The sequence below is a fragment of the Rummeliibacillus sp. SL167 genome (assembly GCF_007896505.1).
GTDB classification, from domain to species: Bacteria; Bacillota; Bacilli; order Bacillales_A; family Planococcaceae; genus Rummeliibacillus; species Rummeliibacillus suwonensis.
The window spans coordinates 1,785,934-1,809,747 of record NZ_VCBM01000001.1 but is presented as its reverse complement, the minus strand read 5'-3'; the positions used below and the strand labels follow the sequence as shown (position 1 = coordinate 1,809,747).

The window sequence follows — 23,814 nt, the reverse complement described above, 5'->3', positions numbered from 1 at the left end:
AAGAGGTTTCAAATGGCATTATTAGAAATTATAAAAAACCCTGCAAAGGTACTGGAAACAAAAGCGTCTGAAATCGTTCAATTTGATGATGAGTTAGCGAAATTGCTAGACGATATGTATGAAACAATGCTTGAAAATGATGGTGTAGGGATCGCTGCCCCACAAGTCGATAAAAGTATCCAAGCGGCTGTTGTAGAGCTTGGGGAAGAAAGAGATCTATTAGAACTCATTAATCCAGTGATAGTAGAAGTTTCTGAAGATACTGGCGTTGATATCGAAGGTTGTTTAAGTTTTCCAGATTTATATGGTGATGTCGAACGCCCATTATATATCAAAGTACAAGCGCAAGATCGAAATGGTGAGTTATATGAATTAGAAGCTTATGATTTTGATGCGCGTGTGATTCAACACGAAGTAGATCATCTTCATGGCATATTATTTGATAAAAAAATAATCAAAACTTATACATTAAAAGAAATAGAAGAAATGTATGCGGAGGAGGATGAAGAGCAATGACTTCAGTCGTTTTCATGGGCACACCCGATTTCTCTGTACCTATCTTGAAAATGTTGTATGAAGAAGGGTATAAGATTCAAACGGTAGTTACTCAGCCAGATCGCCCAGTTGGTCGTAAACACGTTTTAACACCAACACCTGTCAAGGCTGCAGCGGTAGAACTTGGACTACCAGTTATACAACCAGAGCGTTTAAAGGGTTCACAAGAATTACAACAAATCATCGCATTAAATCCTGATTTAATCGTGACGGCTGCCTTTGGACAAATTTTACCGAAAGAATTATTAGATACACCTAGACTTGGTTGTATAAATGTTCACGCGTCATTACTTCCTGCATATCGTGGAGGTGCACCTATCCATCAAGCAGTAATCGATGGTCAAAAAGAAACAGGTGTAACCATTATGTATATGGCTGAAAAATTAGATGCGGGAGATATTATCGCACAACAGGCGATAGCCATTGAGGAAGAAGATTATACAGGTTTATTATTTGATAAATTAAGTATTATTGGTCGAGACTTATTGAAGAACACTCTTCCTTCGATTATTGATGGTACTAATCGTCGAATTCCGCAAGATGAGTCAAAGGTATCTTTTGCTCATAATATTTCACGTGAACAAGAGCGCATCGATTGGACAAAGAGTAATATAGATATTTACAATCAAATACGTGGTTTGCATCCATGGCCGATTGCTTATACAACACTTGATGGGCAAAACGTGAAAGTTTGGTGGGCAAAAAAATCGACGGTTACACATCATGAAAAACCTGGTACAGTGATTGGAATTTCGAAAAAATTCTTTACTGTTGCGACGGGAGATGGGCAAGCGATTGATATTGTGGATTTGCAACCTGCTGGTAAAAAAAGAATGGAAGCGGTGAATTACCTAAATGGTGTAGGATCTAAATTACAGATAGGAGATCATTTTGAATGAGTAAAAACAAAAATGTAGCACCTATTTGGGATGGCAATGTCCGTGATGCAGCATTGACGATCCTACTGGCTGTTGATCGACAACAAGCTTATAGTAATTTGCTGCTACACCAAACAATTGAAAGATATAAAATTGACGCAAAAGATCGAGGTTTATTAACAGAAATCACGTATGGCACATTGCAATATAAAATGACACTCGATTATTATTTGGAGCCGTATGTACGTGGTAAACTCGATGATTGGGTGCGCTGGTTATTGCGTTTATCTTTATATCAAATCGCTTTTTTAACAAAAATCCCTGATCATGCGGCTGTCAATGAAGCCGTTGAAATTGCGAAGCATCGTGCTCGTCATCGTGGTATTAGTGCAACTGTTAATGGAATTCTGCGTTCTATTTTACGTGATGGTCTACGTGATACAACAACGATTGATAATGATACAGAACGTCTAGCGATTGAGACAAGTCACCCTCAATGGCTTGTTCGTCGTTATATCGATGGCTTTGGTTTAGAAAAAACATCAGATATTTTATTTGAAAATAATCTACCACCTATACAAACTGTACGTGTCAATACGACAAAAGCAACTGTTGACGAAGCATTACGTAGTCTATGGGATGATCAATTCGCTGTAAAACGTAGCACAGTAGTGCCAGAATGCTTACACATTATCGAGGGACAGGCTGCTCGTTCGACTGCATTTAAAGAAGGACTTATTACCATTCAAGATGAGAGTTCCATGTTGCCAGCATATGCTTTAGAAGTAAAACCAGGAATGCGCGTTTTAGATATGTGTGCAGCTCCAGGCGGAAAAACCACTCATATAGCTGAAAAGATGAATAACCAAGGTGAACTAGTTGCAACTGATTTACATCCGCATAAAATAAAGCTGATTCAGCAAAATGCCGATCGTCTAGATTTATCGATCATCCAGCCTCGCGTATTAGATGGAAGAGAGGCCCTTTCAATATTTGATAAGGAATCATTTGATCGAATTTTAGTGGATGCACCTTGCAGTGGCCTTGGTGTTATACGACGTAAACCCGACATCAAATATACGAAAAAAGAAGCAGATTTTGAATCTTTACAAAAAATTCAGCTTCAACTATTAAATACTGCATATACTTTATTAAAAAATGAAGGCAAAATGGTTTACAGTACATGTACAATTGATAAAATGGAGAACAACGGTACTGTTGAAATATTTTTACGAACTCATCCTGATATGGAATTATCCCCCGTGAAAAATGTACCCGAAGCATTACAAGCACTGAAAACGGAAGGCATGATGCAAGTCTTTCCACAAGATTTTGGTAGTGACGGCTTTTTTGTTGCTGCTTTTATAAAAAAAGGAGGATCCACAAAGTAATGGATCAAGAAATAAAAAAAACAGCCAGAGTAAAAAAAGAAAAACCGGAGCTTCGCGAATCCATTTATTCCTTATTACCTGATCAATTACAAGAATGGCTTATCGAACAGGGTGAAAAACCATTTAGAACTGCTCAAATTTTTGATTGGTTATATATAAAACGCGTCACAAGTTTTGAAGAAATGTCCAATCTTTCAAAAGCATTACGCGATAAATTGCAACAAGAATTCGCATTCAGCACATTGAAAACTCTCGTAAAACAGGAATCAAAAGATGGGACTATTAAATTTTTATTTCAATTGCAAGATGGATATTCCATCGAAACTGTATTAATGGCACATGATTATGGTAATTCTGTATGTGTCACCACTCAAGTTGGATGTCGTATTGGATGTACGTTCTGTGCGTCTACATTAGGTGGTTTAAAGCGGCATTTACTACCAGGAGAAATCGTTGAACAAGTGGTCAAAGTCCAACAGGCTTTAGATGAGAAGGATCAACGAGTAAGCTCAGTTGTTATTATGGGAATCGGCGAACCATTTGATAATTATGATTCTATGATGCAATTTTTAAAGGTCATCAACCATGAAAAGGGTTTAAATATTGGTGCACGTCATATTACGGTTTCAACAAGTGGCATTATTCCAAAGATTTATCGATTTGCTGATGAGCAATTACAGATTAACTTTGCATTATCCTTACATGCACCTTCTCAAGAATTACGACAACAATTGATGCCGATTGCGAGAGCGTATAAGCTAACAGATTTAATGGAGGCAGTCAAATATTACACTGCAAAAACAGGACGTCGGATTAGTTTTGAATACGGTTTGTTTGGGGGTGTCAATGATTCAGTTGCACATGCAGAAGAGCTAGCGCAACTTGTGAAAGGGATTAAATGCCACGTCAATTTGATCCCGGTTAACTACGTGCCAGAACGCGATTATGTTCGAACACCTAGAAATAAGATTTTTGATTTTGAAAAAACATTAAAAAAACATGGTGTCAATGTTACAATTCGTCGTGAGCATGGCTCAGATATTGATGCAGCTTGTGGTCAATTGCGTGCGAAGGAGAGAAAAGAAGAGACGACCCACTAATGAGGTGATACATTGTGAGATATACCATTGTAAGTGATATTGGAAAGAAAAGGGCAGTCAATGAAGACTCGGCAACTTTTATCTCGCGCGATGATTCCTATCAACTGGCTATTGTTGCAGATGGTATGGGCGGTCATAATGCGGGTGATGTTGCCAGTCATATGGCTGTGACACATTTTGAAGAGTTATTTTTAAAGGCAGATGCAGGCCATTTTGCATCAAATGAATCGATTGAACAATGGTTGGTTTCAACCGTAAAGGAACTCAATACAACATTGTATCAATACTCTTTAACACATGAAGATTGCCAAGGCATGGGGACAACACTTATTGCGGTTCTAATTGATGGGGATCAAACGACCATTTGCCATGTAGGAGATAGTCGTGTGTATTTTGTGACGCAAGAGGGGATTCGCCTAGTTACTAGAGATCACTCATATGTCAATATTCTCGTAGATAATGGTGAAATCAGCGAGGAAGAAGCTGAAAGTCATCCGAAAAAAAATTATATCATTAAATCATTAGGGACGGAATCTACTATTGAACCTGATAGCTACAAAGTTAAATTAGTAGATGATTCATATATGCTTATTTGTTCCGATGGATTAAGCAATAAAATATCAAATAATGACATGCACAATATTATTATGAGTTCAGCTACTATTCAAGAAAAAGGTAGTCAACTTGTCCAATTAGCGAATGATAATGGTGGAGAGGATAATATTACACTCATCCTATTATCGAAAGACCTTAAGGAGGTGTAAGAATGCTCGTTGGAAAGAGAATCGGCGGACGTTATAAAATTCTCGATGTCATTGGTGGCGGAGGAATGTCTAATGTCTACTTAGCTCATGATATGATTTTAGATCGCGATGTTGCGATAAAAATTTTACATTATAATTTTTCAAACGAACAAGAGATGCATCGTCGTTTTCAGCGAGAAGCTTTATCTGCCACTAGTCTTACACATCCGAATATCGTCAGCATATACGATGTTGGTGAAGATGGAGATATGCACTATTTGGTCATGGAATATGTAAAAGGGCAAACTTTAAAACAATACATACAAAAATATGCCCCGCTTGCTCCTACAAAATGTGTGGATATTATGAAACAATTAACTTCAGCCATCGCACATGCACATCAAAATCAAATTATTCATAGAGATATTAAGCCACAAAATATTTTAATGGATGAATCTGGTAATGTGAAGATCACTGATTTTGGGATCGCCATGGCTTTGGAAGATACTTCCTTTACTCGAACGAATTCAGTATTAGGAACCGTACATTACTTGTCACCTGAACAGGCTCGAGGAGGTACCGCTACAAAAAAGTCAGATATTTATTCATTAGGGATTGTACTTTACGAGTTATTGACAGGAGAGTTACCATTCTCGGGAGAATCAGCAGTAGCGATTGCACTCAAACATTTGCAATCCGAAACACCTTCTGTAAAAGCAATCGTACCTTCTATTCCTCAAAGTCTAGAAAATGTTGTTTTAAAAGCAACAGCTAAAGACCCTGTCCATCGCTATTCCTCAGTGGAAGAGATGAAGGAAGATTTAGAAACTGTGTTATCTGATGCGCGCAGTCATGAAGCTAAATTTAGTCCGCCAATTGATGACGCTGTCACAAAACTTATTCCGGCCATTAAAGAAGATAAAATGGGGGAAGCTCAAGATTTAGAGAAAACAAAAGCGATGTCTACAAAAGAAATAAAATCAAATAATAATGAGAAAATCGACAAAAAGAAGGGCAAAAGAAAAAATAAGGCGCTGATATCTGTGGGCGTATTAGTAAGTTTGCTACTGATTTTTATCATTGGATTATTTTTATTTTCGGATTTATTTGATGAAAAGAAATTTGCTGTTCCTGATGTAACCAATCAAGATGTTGATAAGGCAATTAGTACTTTACAAGATGCAGGGTTTGTCATTGGAGATCAAACAAAGCAAAATTCAGATGATGTTGATGAAAATAAAGTGATTTCAACAACACCTGAAGCAGGTAAAGAACGGACTAAGGGAACAGAGATCGATCTGATTGTCAGTGATGGTCCGAAAAAAACGGAGATTGCTGATTATGTTGGGAAAGATATTGTACAAGTAAAAGAACTTCTAGAAAAACAAGGGTTTAATGTCAAAGTAGATGAAATCTATTCTGATAGCGCAGAAGGAACGATTATGAAACAATCTCTTGAAGAAGGAGAAAAAGTTGTTGCAAAAGATACAACCATTACGCTTACTGTTAGTAAGGGTGTTGAACAGGAGATTGTTGCAAATTTACTTGGATACGATGAAAATGGATTAAACTCATATGCCAAAACTTCAGGATTCCATATTCATATTGGTAGTGAAAAATACTCAGACACAGTTCCAAAAGGACAAGTTATTTCACAATCACCAAAGGCTGGAGAAAAAGTAGATATCGGTAGTACAATTGAGGTTGTTTTATCAAAGGGTGTTCAGCAGCAACCTGTTAAAACGCTTGTCAAATCGGTCGAAATTCCGTACGAGCCAGAAAAAGCCGATGAACCTCAACAAGTACGTATTTATATCCAAGACCGAACACATTCCATTAAAGATGTTGAACAAGAATTCCAATTGTATTCAACACAAGTGAAAAAATTACAATTTGAAATTGAAAAAGGGCAAAAAGCTATTTATAGAATAGTACGTGATGATAAAGTGATCATTGATGAGACGATAGCATATGAAGATCTAAATTAAGGAGGAAGGGCATGCCAAAAGGCCAAATTCGAAAAGCTTTAAGTGGCTTTTATTATGTCCAAGACGCTGAGCAGCTAATTTCATGTCGAGGGCGTGGTGTTTTTCGTAATAAGGGGATAACACCTCTAGTCGGAGATTATGTAGAATATGAAGTAGAAGGCAATAACAATGGTACGATAACGGCTATTTTAGAACGTAAAAATGAGCTGGTGCGTCCACCTGTTGCCAATATGGATCAGGCGATTCTTGTATTTTCAACGAAAGAGCCAGCATTTAATACGGCATTACTCGACCGTTTTTTAGTCGTCTTGGAATCTTTCCAAGTGTGTCCGATCATCTGTTTAACAAAAACAGATCTACTGACGGATAAGGAAAGACAAGCGATAGTGGAATACAAGTCAAAGTATGAAGCGATTGGTTATAAAATCATCGAAACATTCAAGGGAGATACCCAATTATTAGAAAAGATGACGCCCCTTATACAAGGCAAAACAACTGTTTTAGCAGGACAATCTGGTGTTGGTAAATCTACATTATTGAATACGATCATGCCCGCACTTGGATTGAAAACAGGTATGATCTCCGAAGCACTTGGTCGAGGAAAGCATACGACGCGTCATGTGGAACTAATGGAGTTAGCTGGTGGATTAATTGCTGATACTCCTGGATTTAGCTCATTTGACTTTGAAAAAATAGAAAAAGAAGAGTTGGCTCAATGTTTTCCAGAGTTTTTAGCCTTATCGGAAGGCTGTAAATTTCGAGGATGTCTTCATCTTAAAGAGCCAAAATGTGCAGTAAAACAAGCTGTAGAAGATCATAGAGTGGAGCAGTATCGTTATGACCATTATTTACAATTCCTACAAGAAATTATAGAGAGAAAGCCGAGGTACTAATCATGATTCAAATTGCACCATCTATTTTAGCTGCTAATTTTTCAAAATTAGCGGATGAAGTAAAAGAAGTAGAAGAGGCGGGCGCAAAGTTCATTCATATTGATGTCATGGATGGTCACTTTGTACCCAATATTACAATGGGACCAATCGTTGTAAAAGCTTTACGTCCAGTAACCGATCTTCCATTAGATGTTCATCTAATGATCGAAAATCCTGACCAATATATCGAATCATTTGCGAAGGCTGGCGCCGATTATATGACAGTACATGTTGAAGCTTGCCGTCATTTACATCGTACCATTCAACTAATTCGTTCTTACGGGGTAAAACCTGGGGTAGTATTAAATCCACATACACCCATCGAATGGATTAAACATATTTTAGAGGATGTCGACTTAGTATTATTAATGACTGTAAATCCTGGTTTTGGTGGTCAAAGATTTATTCAATCTGTTGTGCCAAAGATCGCGGAACTTTCTGCCTTGATTAAAGAAAAAAATTTGGATGTAGAAATAGAAATCGATGGTGGTATCAACTCAGAAACAATCATACCGTGCGCTCAAGCGGGTGCTACCATTTTTGTAGCGGGCTCTGCCATTTACGGGAAGGAAAACCGTAAAGAAGCACTACAAAGTATTCTAGCAGCAGGAGAACAAGCGATTCGATGACTGTCGTTGTGATTTGTGCTGGAGGTCCAGAGGAGGAAGTCGTATCGAGCGATTTCCTCCTCTCGTTCCATGATGCTAAATTTATCGGAGCTGATCGTGGAACAGTCTATTTGCTAAATAGAGGGATTATTCCAGATTTGGCTGTAGGTGATTTCGATTCACTTACTGATGAGGAATGGCAAATGGTACATGAGCGCATACCAAATATCGAACGGCATATTCCTGAAAAAGATGAAACAGATACAGAATTAGCTGTCTTAAAAGCTTTGATTTATAAGCCAACTGAAATTATTTTAACGGGCGTTACAGGTGGTAGACTCGATCATTATGAAGCAAATTTACATATTCTGTATCGTGTTCAAAAAATGCACCCTTCTGTCGAAATAAAAATGATTAATCATTATAATTGTGTGCAATTTTTATGGCCGGGACAACATAAGATAATATCAGATCATTATTTCAAGTATCTCTCGTTCTTTGCATTTGGTGATGTCATAAAAAATGTAACATTACGAAATGTTCTTTATGAAACGACTGATGAAATAATTGATATGGGTACTACTCGTTTTACAAGCAATGAAATAATAGGTGATTGCGCGTCTATTTCATTTTCTAATGGCATATGTTTAATGATAAGAAGTATTGATGATAAGGAGTGACCAATTGAAAGTATACACATTTCAATTACCAAAAGTAGTTAGTAACTTTGCTCGTTTTTGTTTACAATTGGTTTCAAATGATCCGGCAGCTCCTAAGAAAACAGCTGTTGCGAAGAAGAAAGGAAAAGAAAAAACGCCGAGTTGAACAATTCAACTTGGCGTTTTATTTAGATGAACAGATTAAACACGTTCAACTTTACCTGATTTTAATGCACGAGCAGAAACCCATACACGTTTTGGTTTGCCATTTACTAAAATACGAACTTTTTGAAGATTTGCTCCCCAAGTACGTTTGTTAGCGTTCATTGCGTGAGAACGGTTGTTACCATATACAGTTTTACGTCCAGTAATGACACATTTTTTTGGCATATTAATTCCCTCCTCATAAAGAAGTTGAAAGATTCATGATTTCACTTCGATATTTCACATACTTTAATAATTTAACACACACTTTTCCCTATTGCAACTGATTTTGATGGACTTTCAAGAAAAAAACCTTTACAGTCTATTTATAGATGAATTGATAGGTTTTCTTTTATAATCAAAATTTGTATAGTACAATAGAGGATAGTCAAAAAGAAATCAGGAGGCATTTTTATGTCAGTAGAATTGAAAAACGAATTCGGTCGTATTGATATTTCTAATGATGTTGTTGCACAAATAGCAGGTGGAGCAGCCATTGAATGTTATGGCATCGTTGGTATGGCAAGCAAACACCAAATTCGTGATGGCTTAACAGATATTCTTCGCAAAGAAAATTTTGCAAAGGGAGTAATCGTTCGCCAAGAAGGTGAAGATTTACATATCGACATGTATGTCATCATTAGTTACGGTACGAAAATTTCAGAAGTAGCTTATCAAGTTCAATCAAAAGTAAAATATACACTAGACAAAACATTAGGAATGGCAGTAAATTCTGTTAATATCTATGTGCAAGGTGTTCGCGTAGCGAATGTGTAAGAGGAGGAACTTATTCAAATGAAGTCGTTAGACGGGATTAAATTCGCGGAAATGGTACAAGCTGGCTCAAGCCATTTAGCTCAAAATGCGAAATATGTTGATTCGTTAAATGTATTCCCTGTACCAGATGGTGATACAGGTACAAATATGAATTTATCGATGACATCAGGTGCAAAAGAAACTGCTGCTCATAAGGTAGCGAATATCGGTAAAACAGCTCAAGCATTATCAAAAGGTTTATTGATGGGAGCTCGTGGTAACTCAGGTGTAATCCTATCTCAATTATTCCGAGGATTCGGTAAAGCTATCGAAAAAGAAGATGAATTAGATGCAGTAAAATTTGCACAAGCATTCAAAAGTGGTGTAGAAACAGCATATAAAGCGGTTATGAAGCCTGTTGAAGGAACAATTCTTACAGTTGCTCGTGAAGCTGCCGAAACAGCAGTAGAAGTTGCAGAAACAGAACAAGATATTGTTGTCATCATGGAAGCAATTTTAACAGCTGCTAAAGCTGCACTTGCAAAAACACCAGAATTATTACCTGTTCTTAAAGAAGTAGGTGTAGTTGATAGTGGCGGTCAAGGCTTAGTATTTGTCTATGAAGGATTTGCTGCCTCATTAAAAGGAGAAGAAATCCCATCAGCAACAATCATCGATTCGATCGATGATTTAGTGAATGCAGAGCATCATAAAGCGCAAGATTTTATGGATACTTCTGAAATCGTTTACGGATACTGTACAGAATTTATGGTTCGTTTTGAACATGACAAAAAACCATTCAATGAAGCAGAATTTCGCAAAGATATGAGTCAATTTGGCGATTCATTATTAGTGATTTCTGATGATGAAGTAGTGAAAATTCATGTGCATACGGAAACGCCAGGAGCAGTTATATCTTATGGTCAGCAATATGGTACCTTAGTAAAAGTAAAAGTTGATAATATGCGCCTTCAACATACAGCCATTGTTGGAGAAAATCATCATAAAGAAGATTTTAAAAAGCCTGCAAAAAAAGAAGTGAAAAAGCATTCATATGCGATTGTTACAGTAGCGATGGGTGAAGGTGTTGCAGAATTACTAGAAAGTATTGGCGCTTCATATGTAATAGAGGGCGGTCAAACCATGAACCCTTCTACTGAGGATATCGTTAATGCGATCAAGGAAATAGAAGCAGAGAAAGTATTAATCTTACCAAACAATAAAAATATCGTGATGGCTGCTGAACAGGCTATTGAATTAGTGGATATCGAGGCAGCTGTTGTACCAACAAAAACGATTCCACAAGGTATGGCTGCTATTCTTGCCTTCAATCCAGATGTATCAGTTGAGGAAAATAAAAAACATATGACAGCTGCATATGCTCATGTGAAATCTGGTCAAATTACTTTTGCAGTACGTGATACTTCCATCGATGGAGTAGCAATTCATAAAAATGATTTCATGGCTATTGAAGATGGCAATATCATTCAAGCTACACCATCCTTAAAGGTAGCATCTGAATTATTAGTGAGCGATATGATTAATGAGGATTCAGAAATTGTTACAGTACTTTATGGTCAAGATGTAGAAAAGGCGACTGTAGATGAATATGTTGAATTCATCGAAGAAAAATATCCAGATGTAGAAGTAGAAGTTCACGCTGGCAAACAACCATTGTACCCTTACATTATCTCCGTAGAATGATGATTTGATGACAATAGGGAGTAAAGAATGTTTAGGGACCAGGGAATGTTTCAAGAAAAGATTTTAGCTGCATAGATCAAGATAAAGGAGTTAAGAATGTCGTAAAATCTACATTCTTAACTCCTTATTTTTCGGTTCTCTACTCACTGTGGGAAGGAAACAACTGATAAGTCCACAGCACGAACACACATAATAAAGTAAAGGTGTGGGATTGATGCGAGATCATCTTTAAATCGCAAACGCATCTCTTAACGTTGACATAGAATCATAAAGTGAAACTTCCATCAGTGGGGATTTTCTTTATCCCCACTGATGGTTAGTTGAACCAATCGGGCGCATGCGGCAGTTGATCCTCCACCTATCTTCTCTCGTTTTTCCCAAAACCTTGAGGGGTGATCATACTGCCCGTTAACGAGATAAAAACGAAAAATTTGGTTATCTAAAAATATTCGTGTATTATAAATTTTGATATTAACTTGAATGTGTGGGGATAAATGATGAAATTTACATCTGTTTTTGATATTATCGGTCCAGTAATGATTGGGCCTTCTTCATCCCATACTGCTGGAGCGGCACGAATTGGTCGCGTTGCCAGAGATCTATTCGGACGCCAACCTAAATGGGCTAAAATATATTTATATGGTTCTTTTGCAGAGACTTATAAGGGACATGGAACAGATGTAGCCATCATCGGTGGATTACTAGATTATGATACTTATGATGAGCGGATCAAGACAGCCTTTAAAGAAGCTACCGATGCAGGGCTAACTTTTGAATTCATAACGGAAACAGACCATACAGATCATCCAAATACAGCAAGGATCGTCATTGGCGATGATCAAATGGAGATGTCAATGGTTGGTATTTCAATTGGTGGGGGCGCTATTGAGATCACAGAGTTAAATGGATTTCCGCTACGACTATCAGGTGGTATGCCAGCTATCTTAGTTGTTCATGATGACAGGGCAGGTTGTATTGCAAATGTAGCGAATTGTCTTGCAAAGCATAATATTAATATTGGTCATATGGAAGTTTCACGTAAGGAACGCGGAAATGTGGCATTAATGGTTATTGAGGTCGACCAAAATATTGACTACTCCATTTTAGGAGAAATTGAACTTCTTCCTAATATTACGAAAGTCACTCGTATTAAAAGCTAGGAGGGGGATAGAAGATGGACGTATTGTTTCGAAATGTTAGAGAATTGGTAGAACGTGCAGAAAAAGGAAATAAACAGATTTCAGAAATCATGATGGAACAAGAAATATTGATGTCAGAGAGAAGTCGGGATGAAATAATGCAGCAAATGTCTCGTAATCTTACTGTCATGGAGGAAGCTGTTGAAAAAGGACTAAAGGGAGTTCGTTCAGTTACCGGTCTAACGGGTGGTGATGCTCCTTTATTACAAAAATATATTCAATCAGGTAAAAGCCTATCAGGCGATCTTTTGTTAGACGCTGTAAGTAAGGCCGTTGCTACAAATGAAGTCAATGCTGCGATGGGGACGATTTGTGCAACACCCACTGCGGGGTCTGCTGGAGTTGTTCCTGGTACCCTATTTGCTGTGAAAAATAAATTAAAACCAACAAGAGAACAAATGATTCGCTATTTATTTACTGCTGGTGCATTTGGATTTGTCGTAGCAAATAATGCATCCATCTCTGGTGCAGCAGGTGGATGTCAAGCTGAAGTCGGCTCTGCCGCTGCGATGGCCGCTGCATCAATCGTCGAAATGGCTGGTGGTACGCCATCCCAATGTTCCCATGCCTTTGCAATCTCATTAAAAAATATGCTCGGTCTTGTATGTGATCCAGTGGCAGGATTGGTTGAAGTTCCTTGCGTCAAAAGAAATGCGATGGGTGCAGCAAATGCAATGGTAGCAGCAGATATGGCATTAGCAGGTATTACAAGTCGTATTCCGACAGATGAAGTGATTGGAGCGATGTTCCGCATTGGTCAAACAATGCCTGTTGCATTAAAAGAAACTGCACAAGGTGGATTAGCGGCAACACCGACCGGCAGAGCTTTAGAGGCTAAAATTTTTGGTGGGGCCGTGGTGCATCGTGACTAATATACTGACGACAGTATCTGACTTAAAAGGCGTTGGGAAAACATCTGCTGATGCATTGAACTTGATGGGGATTGAAACGGTAAAGGATTTAATCTTGACTTTTCCATATCGTCACGAAGATTTCCGACTAAAAGATTTGGCAGAAACACCGCATAATGAAAGAGTAACAGTAGAAGGTCGTATTGAAAGTGAACCGACTGTCCTTTATCTAGGTAAAAATAAATCACGTTTACAAGTACGTATGTTAGCAGGACGTCATCTTATTAAACTGGTATTTTTTAATCAAGGCTACTTACGAAATAAGTTAACACCTGGTGCTACAGTGACCGTGACAGGGAAATGGGATCGAGGACGTCAAGTCATTAATGGCAGTAATGTAACATTTGGACCTAAAACGAATCAGGCTGATTTTGAACCTGTCTATAGTTTAAAGGGGAAACTCACTCAAAAAAAATTCCGTCAATTCATGCGACAAGCACTAGATATTGCAAAAGATGAGCTTCCAGAATCTTTGCCTGAACAGCTTAGGGCTGATTATAAGTTACTACCTATTTCAGAAGCTTTAGAAGGTGTGCATTTTCCAAAAGACGCCAATCATGCTAAACAAGCTAGACGTCGATTTGTTTATGAGGAATTATTGCAATTCCAATTGAAGATTCAAGCATTAAGAAAAAATCGCAGAGAACAGGAACACGGCATCGCCATTCATTATGATTTGCAAAAGATTCGTACATTCATTGATTCATTGCCATATGAATTAACGAATGCACAAAAACGAGTTGTCAATGAAATTTGCCGGGATTTATTACTACCACAGCGCATGAATCGATTACTGCAGGGGGATGTAGGTTCTGGAAAAACAGTCGTTGCAGCGATTGCTTTATATGCGGCGGTAACTGCTGGTTTTCAGGGTGCATTAATGGCTCCAACTGAAATTTTAGCTGAACAACATGCAGCTTCATTGGAGGAATGGCTCCGACCTTTTGACGTAAAAATTGCGTTATTGTCTGGTTCGATTAAAGCCAAAGCGAGAAAAGAATTATTACAAGGACTAGCCAATGGAGAAATTAATATTATCATTGGTACACATGCCTTGATACAGCCAGATGTATCGTTCAAAAAGTTGGGGTTTGTGATCACAGATGAACAGCATCGTTTCGGTGTCGAACAACGTCGAATATTGCGAGAAAAAGGTGAAAATCCAGATGTTCTATTTATGACTGCAACACCAATCCCGCGTACATTGTCCATCACCGCATTTGGCGAAATGGATGTTTCGATGATTGATGAAATGCCAGCTGGCAGAAAAAAAATCGAAACATATTGGGTCAAAAACGAGCAATTTAAGCAAGTGCTTTCTCGAATGGGAAAAGAACTTGCAAATGGGCGACAAGCATATGTGATCTGCCCACTTATTGAAGAGTCCGAAAAGCTGGATGTGCAAAATGCAGTTGATGTCTACCAACAGCTTTCGACTGTGTTTAAAGGACGATTTAAAATAGGTCTTATGCATGGTCGTTTACTTGCCCATGAAAAGGATGAAGTGATGCGTGCCTTTAGTGAAGGAAAACTGGATGTCCTTGTTTCTACTACAGTTGTAGAAGTTGGAGTGAATGTTCCTAATGCTACTTTCATGGTCGTTTATGATGCAGAACGTTTTGGATTAGCACAACTCCATCAATTACGTGGTCGTGTGGGACGAGGAGAATATCAATCCTGTTGTATACTGATTGCGGATCCTAAAAGTGAAGAAGGAAAAGAAAGAATGATTTCCATGACAGAAACGAATGATGGGTTCCGACTAGCAGAAAAAGATTTAGAACTCCGTGGCCCAGGTGATTTCTTTGGAAAAAAGCAAAGCGGACTACCTGAATTTAAAATGGCTGATTTAGTCCACGATTATAGAGCATTAGAAGTAGCAAGACAGGATGCAGTGAAACTAATTGAATCTACTGAATTTTGGCAGGATGAAGACTATAAAGTATTACGGCAAAACTTGGCGTCTTCGGGAGCTCTTGATGGGGAAAGAATCGATTAATATTAGAGAATGCAGGGAGGCTAAAAAACAACACTTGCATTCTCTTTTTTATATTTATATACTGATGTTAGTACCAAGTGCTAATATTAAGGGGTGACGAAAATAATATGAAGTACTCAAAAAAAGAACGACAACTATTATTGCAGCAAACCATTCAAGAAAACCCATTCGTCACAGATGAACAGCTTGCTACAAAGTTTAAAGTTAGTGTTCAGACGATTAGATTGGATCGTATGGAATTATCCATTCCAGAATTACGGGAACGGATTAAGGATGTTGCCGCCAATAATTTTGAAAATGAGGTCAAAACATTACCGATAGATGAAGTAATTGGCGAAATGATCGATATTGAATTGGATGAACGTGCTCTGTCAATCTTTGATGTCGGAGAAGAACATGTCTTTCAAAGAAACGGCATTGCGAGAGGCCACCATTTATTTGCTCAAGCCAATTCCTTAGCAGTTGCTGTTATTAATGATGATTTAGCTTTAACAGTACATTCTGATATTTATTTTTTGAAACCAGTAAAGGCTGGTCAACGTGTCATATCTAAAGCGGTTGTTACGGGCAAAGATAATGATAGAAATCGTACGTTTGTTACCGTTACCTCTACGGTCGATGGAAACACAGTGTTTACGGGGCAATTCGAAATGTATCGTACGAAAGGTAAGGGTGAAAAATAGATGAAATTAGCAGTAGATGGTATGGGTGGGGACAATGCGCCACAGGCCATAATTGAAGGTGTCTATAAAGCATTAGAAGTATCATCTGATTTGGAAATTCTACTATATGGTTCGAAAGAAAAAATGCAACCATTTTTAAACGATTTGAATCGCATTACGATCATCGATTGCCAAGAAGTCATTGAGGGGACTGATGAACCAGTTCGTGCTGTTCGACGCAAGAAGGATGCTTCAATGGTGAAAATGGCAGAAGCTGTTGCGAACGGGGAGGCTGATGCTTGTATTTCAGCGGGCAATACAGGTGCATTAATGGCAGCTGGGTTATTTATCGTACATCGTATTGAAGGGATCGATCGTCCAGCTTTATCAACGACATTACCAACGCTAGATGGCAGTGGTTTTGATATGTTGGATTTAGGATCAAATGCTGATGCAAAACCAGAAAATTTAGTGCAATATGCGATCATGGGAAGTATTTATGCGAAGCAAGTGCGCGGCATTCAAAAACCAACAGTTGGTTTATTAAATATCGGTACAGAAGATAAAAAAGGAAATGATCTTTCCAAACACGCTTTTACATTGTTAAAAGATGCACCAGTAAACTTTATTGGCAATGTTGAAGCACGTGAATTGTTAAATCATGCTGCAGATGTAGTCGTAACAGACGGTTTTACGGGAAATATGGTGTTAAAAACGATTGAAGGTACAGCAGGTGCTGTCTTCAAAATGATGAAGGAAGCGTTTATGGCTTCTACGAAATCGAAAGTGGCAGCATTATTAATGAAAAACAATTTAAAAGCACTAAAAAATAAGATGGATTATACAGAATATGGCGGTGCAGCACTATTTGGTTTAAAAGCGCCAGTCATTAAAGCACATGGTTCTTCTAATGGGAGAGCTTTTGCAAGTGCTATTCGTCAAGCTCGTCAAATGGTTGAGCACAATGTTATTCCAACAATCGATCAAACGATTACGAATGCAAAACAGAATGACAGTGAACAATAATCTAGACATATTTTATGTTGTGATATAAAGGGGAATGAAAATGACTAAAATTGCTTTTATTTTTCCAGGGCAAGGTTCACAAGTGGTAGGAATGGGTCAAGAATTCGTACTAAATGAACCTGAATGTAAGGAATTTTATGATCAAGCTGATCAACTTTTAGCAATTGAATTATCAAAATTGATGCTAGAGGGTCCTCAGGAAGAGTTAACCTTAACTTATCATGCGCAACCAGCCTTATTGACTACAGGTGTAATGATTGCCGACAAGTTAAAAAGAGCTGGAATCGAACCTGATTTTACGGCAGGACATAGCTTGGGTGAATATGCTGCACTTGTAGCTTCAGGTGTGATGACATTTGCTGACGGTGTTCAAGCAGTACATAAACGAGGGATTTTCATGAATGAAGCAGTACCTGCTGGCGAAGGCGCAATGGCTGCTGTCCTTGGATTAGAACGTGATGAACTGAAACAAGTGACAGATGAAGTATCACAAAATGGTGAAGTCGTACAACTGGCTAATCTTAACTGTCCAGGACAAATTGTCATTTCTGGTACTGCTAAAGGTGTTGAAATGGCTTCTGAAAAAGCCAAAGAAGCAGGTGCAAGACGAGTGATTTCTTTAGTTGTTAGTGGTCCCTTCCATTCAGAATTGATGCGTCCAGCTGCTAGTAAACTTCAACAAATGCTATCGGAGATTCAAATGCAAGACGCTGTGATTCCGGTTATTGCAAATGTTAATGCACAACCTGTTACAGCAAGTTCGGTTATTTCAAATCTACTGGTTGAACAATTGTATTCACCTGTTCTTTGGGAAGATTCTGTTCGTACCTTACTTGCTGAAGGAGTGGACGTTTTTATTGAATGTGGTCCTGGTAAAGTTCTAAGTGGACTTGTGAAAAAAGTGGATCGTAAAGTAAAAACATATTGTGTATATGACGAGGCAACATTTAATCAAGTGCTGGAAGCAGCGAAGGAGTGGGCTTAATTGGCAAACTTATCAAATAAAGTAGCCGTTGTTACAGGTGCTTCAAGAGGAATTGGGCGTGCAATCGCATTGCATTTAGCCGAACTTGGCGCTAAAGTTGTTGTAAACTATAGTGGCAATCAGGCAAAAGCACAAGAAGTTGTATCTGAAATAGAAGCAAACGGTGGCGCTGCCATTGCTGTTCAAGCAAATGTGGCTGATCCAGATGATGTCGCTAAACTTATGAAGCAGGCTATCGAAACCTATGGTTCACTTGATATTTTAGTGAACAATGCTGGTATTACGCGTGATAACTTATTAATGCGTATGAAAGAAGAAGATTGGGATGCTGTGATGAACACCAATCTAAAAGGTGTTTTTCTTTGTACAAAAGCTGTTGCACGTCAAATGATGAAACAGCGTGCTGGTCGTATTATCAACATTGCTTCCATCGTGGGAGTCGCAGGAAATGCAGGTCAAGCAAACTATGTTGCTGCAAAAGCAGGTGTTATTGGTCTTACTAAAACCGCTGCAAAAGAATTAGCTGCTCGTAATATTTATGTTAATGCAGTTGCTCCAGGTTTTATCGACACTGAAATGACGGAAGAGCTACCGGAAGAGATTAAAGCGCAAATGCTTTCCCAAATTCCATTAGCAAAGTTAGGTAAACCAGAAGATGTTGCAAAAGTTGTCGCATTTTTAGCTTCTGATGATGCAAGCTATATGACGGGGCAAACACTGCATGTTGATGGCGGAATGGTTATGTAAATTTTAACTATTCTTATATACTAGATTTCGATATAATCATTGAGGGGAGGTGAACAATTTGGCAACAGTATTAGAACGTGTAACAAAAGTTGTCGTTGACCGTTTAGGTGTTGACGAAAGTGAAGTGAAACTAGAAGCTTCTTTCCGTGATGATTTAGGTGCGGACTCATTAGATGTAGTAGAATTAGTAATGGAATTCGAAGAAGAATTTGATATGCAAATTGATGACGAGGATGCAGAAAAAATTGCTACTGTAGGTGATGCAGTAAGCTTTATCGAAAGCAAAATCGGCTAATTCACGTATAACATACAATACTTAGACTTCCCCTACTAGCCGGTGGGGGAAGTTATCTTTTTATTTTTGCACAATGTAAAAGAAAAAGGTAAACTAAAGGATGTATCAAATGGAAAATAAGAAGGTTGATAAAAATGAGAATACAAGGACTCTCACCAAAAAATGGCACAATTTCAGAGCAGGCACGTTTAAAATTTGTTGAATTACAGGATCAATTGAAGTTGCACTTTGATAATCCGAATTTGTTATACAATGCTTTTACACATTCGTCTTTTGTGAATGAGCATCGTAGAAAACTTTTTGAAGATAATGAACGTCTTGAATTTTTAGGAGACGCTGTGCTTGAGCTAACTGTTTCTAAATTTTTATTCCTTAAATTTCCCAAAATGACTGAAGGTGAACTAACAAAATTGCGTGCAGCAATGGTTTGTGAGCCATCCCTAGTGATTTTTGCTAATGAATTAAACTTTGGCAGATATGTATTATTAGGTAAAGGGGAAGAGATTACAGGTGGTCGTGAACGTCCAGCATTACTTGCGGATTGTTTCGAAGCATTTATAGGTGCTTTATATTTAGACCAAGGTTTAGAAACAGTTGTTGGCTTTTTGGAACAAGTTGTTTTTCCAAAAGTTGAGCTCGGCGCATTTTCACATGTGATGGACTTTAAGAGTCAATTACAAGAAATGGTGCAACAAAATAATTCTGGTACATTGCATTACGAGATCATTAAAGAAAATGGTCCAGCACATAACCGAACATTTGTCTCTCAAGTATTGTTAAATAATCAAGAACTTGGAGTAGGAAATGGTAAATCGAAAAAAGAAGCAGAACAAAAAGCAGCACAATGCGCTATGCGTGCTTTAAAAGCACAGTTAGCAAATGATCAGGAGGGTTAATTTTGTTTCTTAAACGGCTTGAAGTGATTGGTTTTAAATCTTTTGCCGATCGAATAGGTATAGACTTTGTACCGGGCGTTACAGCTGTTGTAGGTCCAAATGGTAGTGGCAAAAGTAACGTGATAGATGCGATTCGATGGGTACTCGGAGAACAATCAGCTAAGTCACTTCGTGGTTCAAAAATGGAAGATATCATTTTTGCCGGAAGTGATTCGCGCAAACCGCTTAACTTTGCAGAAGTATCCTTAATTTTAGACAATGAAGAGGAACGCTTACCAATCCCATATAATGAGGTAAGCGTTACTCGTCGTGTCTATCGTTCTGGGGATAGTGAGTATCTGCTCAATAAACAACAATGTCGGTTAAAAGACATTACGGAATTGTTTTTAGATTCGGGATTGGGAAAAGAGGCTTTCTCGATTATTTCTCAAGGACGAGTTGATGAAATACTGAATAGCCGTCCAGATGATCGGCGTACAATTTTTGAAGAAGCTGCCGGGGTACTGAAATATAAACAGCGTCGCCAAAAAGCAGAACATAAATTATTTGAAACAGACGATAACTTGAATCGAGTTTTGGATATATTACATGAGCTCGATAAACGTATCGAACCATTACATATTCAAGCGTCAGCAGCTGAAGATTATTTGAAAATGTCCAATGAACTAAAGGACATTGATATTGCGGTTTTAGTATATGATATGGAACAAATAAATCGTTCGATGGAGAAAATCGTTAAGGATAAGCAAGATCTATTTACAAAAGAACAGGTTCAAGCTGCTCAAATCGCTGATAAAGAATCCAATATTACAATGTATCGCAAACATTTAAGTGAACTAGATCATTTACTGGATGAATCACAACATCAACTTGTCGATGTCAGTGCAGAAGTTGAACGATTTGAAGGACGTAAAGTGTTAATGGCTGAAAAACGCATGAATGCTACGACACAATTGACAAAACTTAAACAATCTCTGGAAAAGGCTAAAAGTTCCAGTGATAGTTGGAAACAAGCTAAAATAGATAGAGAGAAGCAATTAGTAGAACGCCAACAAGAGCTTCAAAATTTAAAGAAAACCGTGAAACAATTAGAAGATAACTTGAATCGCTCGACTTCTGAAATCGAAGCAGAGATTAATAAATGGAAAGATACTTACATTGACCGTCTAAATGAAGAAGCAACGGTAAAAAACGAAATCAAAAATATTACAAGACAATTATCTGAGCAAGCCGAAAACTCAGTGAAAATCTCAAGTCAGTCAACAGAAATGGCTACTGAACTAAACGAATTACAGCATGAGCAACAAATTGTCGCTGATAAGCTACAAAGGATTGAAGAAAAGGTTGCACAAAAGCTTGAAGAATATAAAAAATGCCAACAAGATGTACAGCATGCTAAAAAACAATATGATAATCAACAGGCAATGCTTTTTAAAGGTTATCAGCACTTACAACAGATGAAATCTCGTCAAGAAACACTTGCAGAACTTGAAGCTGACTTTTCTGGATTCTATCAAGGGGTAAAAGCTGTCCTGATTGCACGTGAAAAGCAGCAATTGCATGGTATTCATGGAGCAGTCGCAGAATTGATCCATGTCGATGGTGAATATGCTCGAGCTGTTGAAACTGCCCTAGGTGCAGCGATGCAACATGTAGTGACTGAAACAGATGCGGATGCGCGTCATGCGATTACATGGTTGAAACAACAACATGCCGGACGTGCAACATTTTTACCTAAAAATGTGATGAAATCTCGTAAAATCCCTGCAAATGTTTTACAAATGGTGGCTAATCATCCATCCTTTATCAATACAGCTGATGAACTAGCGACTTTCGATCCTGCTTTTCGAACCATAGCAGAAAATTTACTTGGTCATGTTCTAGTGTCAAAAGACTTGCAGGGTGCTTCACAAATAGCCAAAGCATGTGGTTATCGCTATCGGGTCGTTACTTTAGAAGGTGATGTTGTCAATACAGGCGGCTCATTGACAGGTGGGTCTGTCAAACAGCAAGCATCTTTGTTTAGCCGTAAAGCAGAACTTGAAAGTCTTACTTCGCAACTTGCTCAAATGCAGCTCTCTATAGAAAAGGCGGAAACGGTAGTTGCAGGATGGAAAAAACAAGTAGCAGAAAAATCAGCACTTCTTGAGCGGTTGCGTTTAGAAGGTGAAGAAATTCGTGCTGAAGAGATCAAGTTGAGTACTCGTCATCATGAATTAGAAACTACTACAAAACGTTTATCATTAAGAATATCCATGTTCAGTGATGAGCAACAGGATGCATCAGGTCGTCAAACAACATTAGAAGCTCAACTAGCAGATTTTAATCGCCGCAAAGAAGAATTGGCGAAAGAGCTAGAGGAGATCAATCAAACCGTTGAGGAATTAAATGTTTTAAAACAACAAAGTGAATTAGAGCGAGATGTTTTACAAGAAAATTATGCATTAAAACGCTCTGAACTGGCTGTTTTAAATGAACAGGTGTCCCAACTAAAATCAACAGTGACGGATGCGAACTCTCAATTGGAACAAGCAACAGAGGAAGTTACAAATATCTCGAGCGAAATAGAATGGTTGATGAATGGTGGAGATCTAGATGGTCCATCAGAAAAGGAAATTGCTGAAAAAATCATTGCGTTGCAAAAAAGAAGAGAAGAACTTATTCAAACAGTTGAACAAACAAAACAACAACGTACAGAAATTCAGCAACAGGTTGACGCAATAGACGTCGAATTAAAAGAATTACAGCGTGTCCATCAAGGACTTCTTGATGGACTACGCAATTATGAAGTGAAGCTGAATCGACTAGATGTTGAACAAGAGAACTTAGCAAAACAACTTAAAAATGACTATGAATTGACATTTGAAGAGGCGTTACTTGAGCCATCGCTTGATATGGATGTCGATGCGGCAAGAAGAAAAGTTAAATTGTTAAAGCAATCTATTACAGAATTAGGGACTGTCAATATTAGTGCGATTGAAGAATATGCGACAGTTTCTGAACGTCATACATTTTTATCGAATCAGCGAAATGATTTGCTGGAAGCGCAGGAAACATTGCATGAAGCGATTCGCGAAATGGATGAAGAAATGACAAATCGCTTTAGTGAGACATTTTATGACATTCGAAAACATTTTCAAAATGTATTCCGAGAATTATTTGGTGGTGGCCATGCAGATTTAGAATTACTGGATCCAGATAATATGCTTGAAACGGGTATTGAAATTGTTGCACAACCACCAGGTAAAAAGCTCCAACGGCTTAGCCTATTATCAGGTGGGGAACGAGCGTTAACAGCAATTGCACTATTGTTTGCCATTTTAAAAACACGCCCCGTTCCATTCTGTATCCTCGATGAAGTAGAGGCAGCTCTTGACGAATCCAATGTGGCTCGTTATAGTCAATATTTGAAAAAGTTCAGTGCTGAAACACAATTCATCGTCATTACTCACCGTAAAGGGACGATGGAAGGTGCAGATGTTTTGTATGGGATTACTATGCAGGAGTCTGGTGTTTCTAAATTAGTATCTGTTAAATTAGAAGAGGAAGAACCTGTTCTATCGTTAGGGTAAAGGA

At 38.1% G+C, this 23,814-nt stretch carries 23 protein-coding genes; 22 read left to right on the top strand and 1 reads right to left on the bottom strand.

Going from position 1 to position 23,814, the window contains the following annotated elements; all coding sequences use genetic code 11:
• The first annotated feature begins 12 nt into the window (after positions 1–12).
• From def to spoVM, 10 genes are read left to right on the top strand one after another with little or no spacing between them, the layout of a single operon-like run.
• Complete coding sequence (def, locus tag FEZ13_RS08155; RefSeq protein WP_146552158.1) at positions 13–516, top strand: peptide deformylase; 504 nt, start codon at positions 13–15, stop codon at positions 514–516.
• The gene (fmt, locus tag FEZ13_RS08150; protein ID WP_146552157.1) at positions 513–1,454 is read left to right on the top strand and encodes a methionyl-tRNA formyltransferase; all 942 of its coding nucleotides are present in this window, start codon (positions 513–515) and stop codon (positions 1,452–1,454) included. Before def ends, fmt begins: the two co-directional genes overlap by 4 nt.
• Entirely contained in the window at positions 1,451–2,824 is a 1,374-nt protein-coding gene (gene rsmB, locus FEZ13_RS08145) for a 16S rRNA (cytosine(967)-C(5))-methyltransferase RsmB (protein WP_146552156.1), read from the top strand. Before fmt ends, rsmB begins: the two co-directional genes overlap by 4 nt.
• The gene (gene rlmN / locus FEZ13_RS08140; protein ID WP_146552155.1) at positions 2,824–3,924 is read left to right on the top strand and encodes a dual-specificity RNA methyltransferase RlmN; all 1,101 of its coding nucleotides are present in this window, start codon (positions 2,824–2,826) and stop codon (positions 3,922–3,924) included. The genes rsmB and rlmN overlap by 1 nt, the downstream gene beginning before the upstream one ends.
• A 14-nt stretch (positions 3,925–3,938) precedes the next feature.
• Positions 3,939–4,688 (top strand): Stp1/IreP family PP2C-type Ser/Thr phosphatase, encoded by a 750-nt coding sequence (locus FEZ13_RS08135; RefSeq protein ID WP_146552154.1) that lies wholly within the window; start codon positions 3,939–3,941, stop codon positions 4,686–4,688.
• Between the two features lie 2 nt (positions 4,689–4,690).
• The gene (pknB, locus tag FEZ13_RS08130) at positions 4,691–6,655 is read left to right on the top strand and encodes a Stk1 family PASTA domain-containing Ser/Thr kinase (protein WP_146552153.1); all 1,965 of its coding nucleotides are present in this window, start codon (positions 4,691–4,693) and stop codon (positions 6,653–6,655) included.
• Positions 6,656–6,666: 11 nt separating this feature from the next.
• Complete coding sequence (gene rsgA, locus FEZ13_RS08125) at positions 6,667–7,548, top strand: ribosome small subunit-dependent GTPase A (protein WP_146552152.1); 882 nt, start codon at positions 6,667–6,669, stop codon at positions 7,546–7,548.
• 2 nt (positions 7,549–7,550) lie between these two features.
• The gene (gene rpe / locus FEZ13_RS08120) at positions 7,551–8,216 is read left to right on the top strand and encodes a ribulose-phosphate 3-epimerase (RefSeq protein WP_146552151.1); all 666 of its coding nucleotides are present in this window, start codon (positions 7,551–7,553) and stop codon (positions 8,214–8,216) included.
• Positions 8,213–8,875 (top strand): thiamine diphosphokinase, encoded by a 663-nt coding sequence (locus FEZ13_RS08115; RefSeq protein WP_146552150.1) that lies wholly within the window; start codon positions 8,213–8,215, stop codon positions 8,873–8,875. The genes rpe and FEZ13_RS08115 overlap by 4 nt, the downstream gene beginning before the upstream one ends.
• Before the next feature lie 4 nt (positions 8,876–8,879).
• Positions 8,880–9,020, top strand: a complete 141-nt coding sequence (gene spoVM / locus FEZ13_RS19990; RefSeq protein WP_243881098.1) for a stage V sporulation protein SpoVM — start codon at positions 8,880–8,882, stop codon at positions 9,018–9,020.
• A gap of 35 nt (positions 9,021–9,055) precedes the next feature.
• On the opposite strand, the gene rpmB is transcribed toward spoVM, so the two are convergent.
• A complete protein-coding gene (gene rpmB, locus FEZ13_RS08105) occupies positions 9,056–9,244 on the bottom strand; it encodes a 50S ribosomal protein L28 (RefSeq protein WP_146549403.1) in 189 nt (62 codons plus the stop codon).
• Positions 9,245–9,472: 228 nt separating this feature from the next.
• Here rpmB and FEZ13_RS08100 point away from each other — a divergent pair, with 228 nt between their 5' ends.
• The 12 genes from FEZ13_RS08100 to smc all read left to right on the top strand — a co-directional run bounded on the left by FEZ13_RS08100 (position 9,473) and on the right by smc (position 23,810).
• Positions 9,473–9,835, top strand: coding sequence for an Asp23/Gls24 family envelope stress response protein (locus FEZ13_RS08100; RefSeq protein ID WP_102692701.1), 363 nt, complete (start codon positions 9,473–9,475; stop codon positions 9,833–9,835).
• 18 nt (positions 9,836–9,853) lie between these two features.
• The gene (locus tag FEZ13_RS08095) at positions 9,854–11,518 is read left to right on the top strand and encodes a DAK2 domain-containing protein (protein WP_146552149.1); all 1,665 of its coding nucleotides are present in this window, start codon (positions 9,854–9,856) and stop codon (positions 11,516–11,518) included.
• A gap of 497 nt (positions 11,519–12,015) precedes the next feature.
• The gene (gene sdaAB / locus FEZ13_RS08090; protein ID WP_146552148.1) at positions 12,016–12,678 is read left to right on the top strand and encodes an L-serine ammonia-lyase, iron-sulfur-dependent subunit beta; all 663 of its coding nucleotides are present in this window, start codon (positions 12,016–12,018) and stop codon (positions 12,676–12,678) included.
• Positions 12,679–12,692: 14 nt separating this feature from the next.
• Positions 12,693–13,589 (top strand): L-serine ammonia-lyase, iron-sulfur-dependent, subunit alpha, encoded by an 897-nt coding sequence (sdaAA, locus tag FEZ13_RS08085; protein WP_146552147.1) that lies wholly within the window; start codon positions 12,693–12,695, stop codon positions 13,587–13,589.
• Complete coding sequence (gene recG / locus FEZ13_RS08080) at positions 13,579–15,627, top strand: ATP-dependent DNA helicase RecG (protein ID WP_146552780.1); 2,049 nt, start codon at positions 13,579–13,581, stop codon at positions 15,625–15,627. The genes sdaAA and recG overlap by 11 nt, the downstream gene beginning before the upstream one ends.
• Before the next feature lie 107 nt (positions 15,628–15,734).
• Positions 15,735–16,310, top strand: a complete 576-nt coding sequence (gene fapR / locus FEZ13_RS08075; RefSeq protein WP_146552146.1) for a transcription factor FapR — start codon at positions 15,735–15,737, stop codon at positions 16,308–16,310.
• Positions 16,311–17,315 carry a phosphate acyltransferase PlsX gene (gene plsX, locus FEZ13_RS08070; protein ID WP_146552145.1) on the top strand — a complete coding sequence of 335 codons (1,005 nt, stop codon included), beginning with the start codon at positions 16,311–16,313 and terminating at the stop codon, positions 17,313–17,315.
• A gap of 40 nt (positions 17,316–17,355) precedes the next feature.
• The gene (gene fabD, locus FEZ13_RS08065; protein WP_146552144.1) at positions 17,356–18,300 is read left to right on the top strand and encodes an ACP S-malonyltransferase; all 945 of its coding nucleotides are present in this window, start codon (positions 17,356–17,358) and stop codon (positions 18,298–18,300) included.
• Positions 18,301–19,047, top strand: coding sequence for a 3-oxoacyl-[acyl-carrier-protein] reductase (gene fabG, locus FEZ13_RS08060; protein ID WP_146552143.1), 747 nt, complete (start codon positions 18,301–18,303; stop codon positions 19,045–19,047).
• A 58-nt stretch (positions 19,048–19,105) separates the two neighbouring features.
• The gene (locus FEZ13_RS08055) at positions 19,106–19,342 is read left to right on the top strand and encodes an acyl carrier protein (protein ID WP_146549395.1); all 237 of its coding nucleotides are present in this window, start codon (positions 19,106–19,108) and stop codon (positions 19,340–19,342) included.
• 134 nt (positions 19,343–19,476) lie between these two features.
• Entirely contained in the window at positions 19,477–20,238 is a 762-nt protein-coding gene (rnc, locus tag FEZ13_RS08050) for a ribonuclease III (protein ID WP_146549394.1), read from the top strand.
• Positions 20,239–20,240: 2 nt separating this feature from the next.
• On the top strand, positions 20,241–23,810 hold the full coding sequence (gene smc / locus FEZ13_RS08045) for a chromosome segregation protein SMC (RefSeq protein ID WP_146552142.1): 3,570 nt from the start codon (positions 20,241–20,243) through the stop codon (positions 23,808–23,810).
• Positions 23,811–23,814 lie beyond the last annotated feature (4 nt).